This is a genomic window from Clavibacter sp., assembly GCF_014802555.1.
Classification (GTDB): domain Bacteria; phylum Actinomycetota; class Actinomycetes; order Actinomycetales; family Microbacteriaceae; genus Clavibacter; species Clavibacter sepedonicus.
In genome coordinates this window covers 24,199-30,441 of the sequence record NZ_JAAVCB010000131.1, presented here as the reverse complement: position 1 = coordinate 30,441, position 6,243 = coordinate 24,199, and the positions used below count along the sequence as shown (strand labels likewise).

The 6,243-nt window shown below is 75.6% G+C and carries 7 protein-coding genes and 1 pseudogene; 4 read left to right on the top strand and 4 right to left on the bottom strand.

What is annotated here, in order from left to right; translation table 11 throughout:
* The 4 genes and pseudogenes from HDR73_RS14580 to HDR73_RS14565 form a co-directional block, all read right to left on the bottom strand.
* A pseudogene (locus tag HDR73_RS14580) lies at nt 1-432 on the bottom strand (hypothetical protein); the annotation flags it as partial.
* A gap of 50 nt (nt 433-482) precedes the next feature.
* Nucleotides 483-1,697 carry a Gfo/Idh/MocA family protein gene (locus HDR73_RS14575; protein WP_012298242.1) on the bottom strand — a complete coding sequence of 405 codons (1,215 nt, stop codon included), beginning with the start codon at nt 1,695-1,697 and terminating at the stop codon, nt 483-485.
* 175 nt (nt 1,698-1,872) lie between these two features.
* Nucleotides 1,873-3,141, bottom strand: coding sequence for a hypothetical protein (locus HDR73_RS14570; protein ID WP_012298241.1), 1,269 nt, complete (start codon nt 3,139-3,141; stop codon nt 1,873-1,875).
* A 269-nt stretch (nt 3,142-3,410) separates the two neighbouring features.
* Nucleotides 3,411-4,172, bottom strand: coding sequence for a response regulator transcription factor (locus HDR73_RS14565; RefSeq protein ID WP_012298240.1), 762 nt, complete (start codon nt 4,170-4,172; stop codon nt 3,411-3,413).
* Nucleotides 4,173-4,496: 324 nt separating this feature from the next.
* Between HDR73_RS14565 and HDR73_RS14560 the strand changes: the two genes are divergently transcribed.
* The 4 genes from HDR73_RS14560 to HDR73_RS14545 all read left to right on the top strand — a co-directional run bounded on the left by HDR73_RS14560 (nt 4,497) and on the right by HDR73_RS14545 (nt 6,243).
* Entirely contained in the window at nt 4,497-5,018 is a 522-nt protein-coding gene (locus tag HDR73_RS14560; protein ID WP_041464860.1) for an RNA polymerase sigma factor, read from the top strand.
* On the top strand, nt 5,015-5,641 hold the full coding sequence (locus HDR73_RS14555) for a methylated-DNA--[protein]-cysteine S-methyltransferase (protein ID WP_012298238.1): 627 nt from the start codon (nt 5,015-5,017) through the stop codon (nt 5,639-5,641). Before HDR73_RS14560 ends, HDR73_RS14555 begins: the two co-directional genes overlap by 4 nt.
* 58 nt (nt 5,642-5,699) lie before the next feature.
* Nucleotides 5,700-5,918, top strand: a complete 219-nt coding sequence (locus HDR73_RS14550; RefSeq protein WP_041464381.1) for a hypothetical protein — start codon at nt 5,700-5,702, stop codon at nt 5,916-5,918.
* Nucleotides 5,919-5,985: 67 nt separating this feature from the next.
* A complete protein-coding gene (locus HDR73_RS14545) occupies nt 5,986-6,243 on the top strand; it encodes a hypothetical protein (RefSeq protein WP_012298236.1) in 258 nt (85 codons plus the stop codon).

Sequence of the window (6,243 nt, the reverse complement as noted above, 5' to 3'; positions counted from 1 at the left end):
CAGCATCGCACCGTCGTGGTCGGCGGGCATCCCCGCCATCGCGGATGGGCCGGCGAGGGCGCGCGCGGCGTCGGCCGCGGCGTGCGCGTGGGAGTGCCCGGCGGTGGCGGCTGCGACGGCGGCACCGGAGGCCGCGCCGCCCATGTCCATGCCCGCTGCGGATGCGGTGTCGGGCCCGGTCGCGGATCCGCCGAACGTGAAGGCCGCGTGCAGCACGCCCTGTGTCGCGCCGATCGCGAGCACGAGGTGCGCGAGCGCGACCCGGCGCCCGCCGAGCACGAAGCAGATGACGACGCCGAGCACGAGAGCGAGCGCCAGGACGAGCGGATGCGGGATCCCGCCGCCGGCCGCCGCGTGCAGCGTCGCCGTGACGAGCGTGCAGACGGACGCGGAGAGCGCGGCGCGCAGCGTGCGCTCCTGCCGTGCCTGCACCCGTCCGCCTCCCGGTCGTCCGGTCCAGGGTACGCGAGCGCCCGCGGGCGTCAGCTCGCGGCGGGATCCACCGTCTTCCACGCGCTGCCGTCGGCGGAGCTGCGCTCGACGGCGTCGAGCACGCGCTGCACCCGCAGGCCGTCGGCGAAGGACGGCTGCGGCTCGCGGCCCGCGGCGATGTCGTGCACGAGGTCGCGCACCTGGTGGGTGAACGCGTGCTCGTAGCCGAGGCCGTGACCGGTGGGCCACCACGCGGCGGTGTACGGGTGCTCGGGCTCGGTGACGAGGATCCGGCGGAAGCCCAGCCGGTCTGCGGGCGCGGTCGCGTCGTACAGCTCGATCTCGTTGAGGCGCTCGAGGTCGAAGGAGATGGCGCCGTCGGATCCGCTGAACTCCAGGCGCAGCGCGTTCTTGCGGCCGGTGGCCATGCGGGTCGCCTCGAAGCTGGCGAGCGCGCCGCCCGCGAGCTTGCCGGTGAAGTAGGCCGCGTCGTCGACGGTGACCTGGCCGCGCTCGCTCGACGCCACGCCGCCGAGGCCGCGCGTCTCCGCGAGCAGCGGGCGCTCCTCGACGAACGTGCGGAGCAGGCCGCTGACCGCGTCGAGCTTCTCGCCCGTGATGAACTGCACGGCGTCGACGATGTGCGCGCCGATGTCGCCCAGCGCGCCGGATCCCGCCGCCTCCTTGTCGAGGCGCCACGTCATCGGGCCCTCGGCGTCGGTCAGCCAGTCCTGCAGGTAGAGCGCGCGCACCTGGCGGAGCTCGCCGATCGCGCCCTGGGCGACGAGGTCGCGCGCGAAGGTGATGGCGGGCACGCGGCGGTAGCTGAAGCCGACCATCGCGCGGATCCCCTTCACGGCGGCCTTCTCCGCGGCCGCGGCCATGATCTCGGCCTCCTCGACCGTGTTCGCGAGCGGCTTCTCGCACAGCACGTGCTTGCCGGCCTCGAGCGCCGCGACCGCGATCTCCACGTGGGTGCTGCCGGGCGAGCAGATGTCGACCACGTCGATGTCGTCGCGCTCGATGGCGGCGCGCCAGTCGGTCTCCGCGCGATCCCAGCCCCAGCGGTCCGCGGACTCCTGCGTGCGGGCCTGGTCTCGTCCGACGACGGAGACCATGCGCGGCGCGAGCGGCAGATCGAAGAACGCCGGCGCGACGCGCCAGGCCTGCGAGTGGGCGGCGCCCATGAACCCGTGGCCGATCATCGCGACGCCGAGGGCGCCTCCGGTCGTGGTCGCGGGGGCGCTGGGCTGCGTGTCGGACATGGGACTCCTTCGTCTCATACGGGGTGCGGATCCGCGTGCGGGTGATTCGTTGCGGGTCACGTCAAATGTACGGGGAGGCCGTGGGGCGGGACAAGGCGGCGCCCGCACGCGACGACGGCCGGACCCCCGCGGGGATCCGGCCGTCGTCGTGCGTGGTGCGGGTGGTGCGGTGCCGCTACTCCGCGGAGCGCAGGCGGCGGCGGGCGACGAGCGTGCCCGCGCCGGCCAGGGCCATCAGCGCGCCGAGGCCGCCGAGGCCGAGGGCCGCGGCGCCGTCGGTGCCCGTGACGGGCAGGGTGTCGTCATGGTGCGCGGCCGGCTTCGTGATCGGCTTCGCCGGCGTGCCCGCGGGGTCGATCGACGGCGTGGTCGGCGTCGGGGTGGGGACGCCCGGCAGGCCCGGGATGACCGGTCCGCCCGCGTCGGCCGCGGTCAGCTCGACGGTGCCGCCCTGCGTGAGGCCCGACTCGAGGCCCGCGACGGACACCTTGTACGTGCCCGGCTGCACGTCGCCGAACAGGATGATCGGCTGCGCGAAGGTGCCGTCGACGTCGGCGCGCACCAGGTCCTTGAGCGAGCGGGTGCCGACGCCCACGCCGCCGTTCTCGTCGCTGATCTGGATCACGCGGCCGTCGGGCGCGGTGACCATGACCTCGACGGCCTCGTAGCGGAGGTAGCCGGTCGCGTTGACCTTGACGCCGCCGAGGATGCTGGTGGCCTGGGCGACAGAGATCGGCGAGATCGTCGAGAACGACGCCTCGGCGCGCACGAACGGGCCGACGGGTGCCTCCGCGAAGCGCACCAGGCCGCGGATCTCGCCCTTGACGGTGAGGTCGAGGCCGACCTGCGTCAGCGTGACGCTCGCGGTCTTCGAGTCCTGCAGCAGCTCGGTGAAGCTCGCGGGGAACGCGTACGTGCCGTCCGCGCCGACGATGCCGATGCCGGCGATCGACTTGACGCCCACGGCGTTGAAGTAGCTGGCCGTGACGATGCTGCCCGCGGTGCCGGTGCCGGCGAACGGCACGGCCTCGTTGATCGGGAGGGCGACGCCGCGGTCGGGCGTGGTCCAGGTGAAGGGCAGCTCGACGACGGGCGCGGTCGGCTCGAGCGACGGGAGGCCGGTCGAGGGGGTGCCGGGGGTGGTCGGGACGGCCGGGGTCGGCGTGGTCTCGACGGGGGCGTCGGCGACGGGGGCCGTCTCGTCGGCCGTCTCGGTGGGCGCGGGCGTCGGCGTCGCGTCGGGGGCCGGGGTCTCGACGGCGGGCGTCGGCGTGGCGGCGGGCGCCTCGACGGCGGCGGGCGCGGAGTCGACCGGGACGGTCTCGGCGTGCGCGGCGGGCGCCATCGCGAGGGGCAGGATCACGAGCGACGCCGAGAGGCAGGCGCCAGCGGCGGCGCGGCGGAACGACCTGCCGCGACCGGCGGCGGGGGTGGGACGGGTCATGACAGCTCCAGGGGTGCAGGACCGCCCGTGCGCGCCATTGCTGTGCCGCGATCGTGCGGTGGAGGGGACGCGCTCCCGGGTCTCGAGGACGCGTCGGGGAGGATCTGCTCCCCACCGCCGACTGTAGAAGTTCCCGCTACCCACCTGGGGAAATCTTTCGGGGAGTGTGACGCGTGTGACTCGTGATCCCCGGAGTTGCGGGGGTGACTCGCCGCTGCGGCCCCCGGTCTGGGGTGGCCGCGCACGGTCGGGCGGGGCCCGGACGCGCGTCAGACCGCCGGCGCGAGCACGAGGTCGTCGCCCGCGACGGCGAGCAGCACGACCTGGTCGCGGCCCGCGCGCCGGCCCGTCACGGACGGCAGGTCGAGCAGCGCGCGCGGGGCGACGAGATCCCAGCCGGCGTCCGTCAGCCGGTGCACGAGCTCGCGGCGGGAGAGCCGGCGCGTCGGCTCCTCGGCGAGCGCGCGCACGACGACGAGGTCCATCGGATCCAGCTCCAGCGGCACGCCCGCGAGCCACGCCTCGCCCGTGGCCGGGTCGAGCACGAGGTCGCCCGCGGTGATCATGGTCGGCGCCAGGCCGCGCCGGCGGAAGAGCACGCGCAGCGTCTCGACGACGTCCTCGAGGCCGAACGGCTTGGTGACGTAGTCGTCGGCTCCCGCACCGAAGGCCGCGAGGCGGTCCTCGAGCGAGTCGCGGCCCGTGAGGAACAGCATGGGGGTCGCGACGCCGGCGCGCCGCAGCTCGCCGACCACCTCGACGCCCGAGACGTCGGGCAGCATCATGTCGAGCAGGATCGCGTCGGGCGCGGCCTCGACGGCGGCGGCGATCGCGGCGCGGCCGGTGGCGAAGACGCGCACGTCCCAGCCCTCCATCCGCAGAGCGAGCGACAGCAGCTGCGTGATGGGCGCCTCCTCGTCGACCACGAAGACGCGCAGCACGCGGGGCGCGTCGCCGGGCATCTCGCCGGACGCCTGACCGGGCACCGCCTGCTCGTCGTCGCGTGCGGCGGGGCTCAGGGTGTTGCCCATGCGGATCCTCTTCCGTCGGATGCGCCGCCGGCCCGGGGGGACGGGCCGGCGGCGGATGCTCCTCACGGAGCGCGCGGCCGGGGGTGGGCCGCGCCTCCATCCTCGCGACCGGGAGGCGCCGGGTCGTCATCCCCGGGGACCGTCACGGGTAGTCCCTACGGCGCGCACGGGCGCAGCACCGGAGACCGCGAGGAGGCGCACGGCGCGTCCGCAGGCGACGGCGGGTCGCGCCGCGCTGTCGGGCCGGCCGCCGGATCCGCGAGACTGATCCGAACGCAGACCTCACGGATCACCCCGCCCCGGCGTCTACCCGGTGTGGAGATGATGCAGCCGTTCGACAGGGTCGTGACCGAGCACGGCGCCGTGGTGCTCCGCGTGTGCCGGGCGGTGCTCGGCGGGCACGCGGACGCCGAGGACGCGTGGTCGGAGACGTTCCTGTCGGCGCTGGTCGCCTACCCGCGGCTCGGCCCGCGCGCCGACGTGCGCGCCTGGCTCGTCACCATCGCGCACCGCAAGGCCCTCGACGCGATCCGCGCCCGCGGCCGCCGCGCCATCCCTGTCGACGAGGTGCCCGAGCGCGTCTCGGACCTCGGCGTGCCCGACTCCTCCGACCCCGACCTCTGGCGCGCCGTCGCCGCCCTGCCCGAGCGGCAGCGTCTCGCCGTCGCGTACCGGTACCTCGGCGGGCTGCCGCACGCGGAGGTGGCGGAGATCGTCGGCGGGACCCCGGAGGCCGTGCGGCGCGCCGCCGCGGACGGGGTGGCGAGCCTCCGACGGACGATGGGGACGGATCCGCCGCGTGGCGTCCGCGCTCCCGCACCCACCACCACCGGAGGACGACCGTGACCGATCCCGACGACACCGTGCCCTTCCTCGACGCCGACGCGCTCGAGGCCGCCGACCCGACCGCCCCCGCGCTCGACGCCCTCCGCCTCCGCCTCGCCGACCGGGCCGAGGCGGACGGATCCCTCGACGTCGGCTTCACCACGATCGACTCCCCCGTCGGCCCGCTGCTGCTGGCCGCCACCGACCGCGGCCTGATCCGCGTCGCCTACTCCCGCGAGGACCACGACACCGTGCTCGGCGACCTCGCGCGCCGGCTCGGCCCGCGGATCCTGCGCGCCCCGAAGCGCCTCGACCAGGCTGCCCGCGAGCTCGACGAGTACTTCGCGGGCCGCCGCCGCGCATTCGACCTGCCGCTCGACCGCCGCCTCTCGACGGGCTTCCGCGACCGGGTGCAGCGGCTGCTGCCGGAGATCCCGTACGGATCCACGCGCACCTACCGCGAGGTCGCCGAGACCGCGGGCAGCCCGGACGCCACGCGCGCGGTCGGCACGGCGTGCTCGACGAACCCGCTGCCCGTCGTGATCCCCTGCCACCGCGTGCTCCGCTCCGACGGCACGCTCGGCGGCTACATCGGCGGGCTCGCGGCGAAGACGACGCTGCTGGAGCTGGAGGGGCGGATCTGACCGGGCTCCGCCATCCGGCGGACGCGGCGGGCGCGGGCCCGCGCCTAGCGTGGAGGGCATGGACGAACCCACGGTCCCCGGCGACCGCGCGGCGATCGGCGCAGGCGCCGGCCGGTCTCGCGACACCGCGCTCGGGATCCTCTTCGCGATCGGCGTGGCGATGGTGCTCGCCCGCGACGACCTGCGCTCCCTCGGTCTGCTGCTGATGGTCGTGAGCGCCGTCGTGTTCCTGGCCGCCACGGTCGTCAGGTGGCGTCGCCGGGGCGCGCGGCGCTGATCGGGACCCGCCCGCGTCCCCCACGAGGCGGACGCGGGCGCCCGGCCCCGCTCCCTAGCGTGGGGCCATGACCGATCCGACGACACCCGGCGGCCCCACGGATCCGCCCGCGGAGGACGACGACGACTCCTCGAGCACGAACACCTCGCTCGGCATCGTCTTCGGGATGCTCGGCCTCGTGCTCATGCTGACCCTCGACGACACCCGCGTCGCCGGGCTGCCGTTCGTGGTCCTCGGCATCACCTTCTTCGTGATGGGCATGCGCCCGAAGAAGGCGGAGCGCGTCGGCCCCGCAGCGGACGACACCCCGCCCCCGCCGGCGTAG

What these genes read in the sequence shown, in the direction of transcription:
- HDR73_RS14575 (WP_012298242.1), bottom strand. Translation starts at nt 1,697, where the DNA reads ATGTCCGACACGCAGCCCAGCGCCCCCGCGACCACGACCGGAGGCGCC.
- HDR73_RS14570 (WP_012298241.1), bottom strand. Translation starts at nt 3,141, where the DNA reads ATGACCCGTCCCACCCCCGCCGCCGGTCGCGGCAGGTCGTTCCGCCGC.
- HDR73_RS14565 (WP_012298240.1), bottom strand. Translation starts at nt 4,172, where the DNA reads ATGGGCAACACCCTGAGCCCCGCCGCACGCGACGACGAGCAGGCGGTG.
- HDR73_RS14560 (WP_041464860.1), top strand. Translation starts at nt 4,497, where the DNA reads ATGCAGCCGTTCGACAGGGTCGTGACCGAGCACGGCGCCGTGGTGCTC.
- HDR73_RS14550 (WP_041464381.1), top strand. Translation starts at nt 5,700, where the DNA reads ATGGACGAACCCACGGTCCCCGGCGACCGCGCGGCGATCGGCGCAGGC.
- HDR73_RS14545 (WP_012298236.1), top strand. Translation starts at nt 5,986, where the DNA reads ATGACCGATCCGACGACACCCGGCGGCCCCACGGATCCGCCCGCGGAG.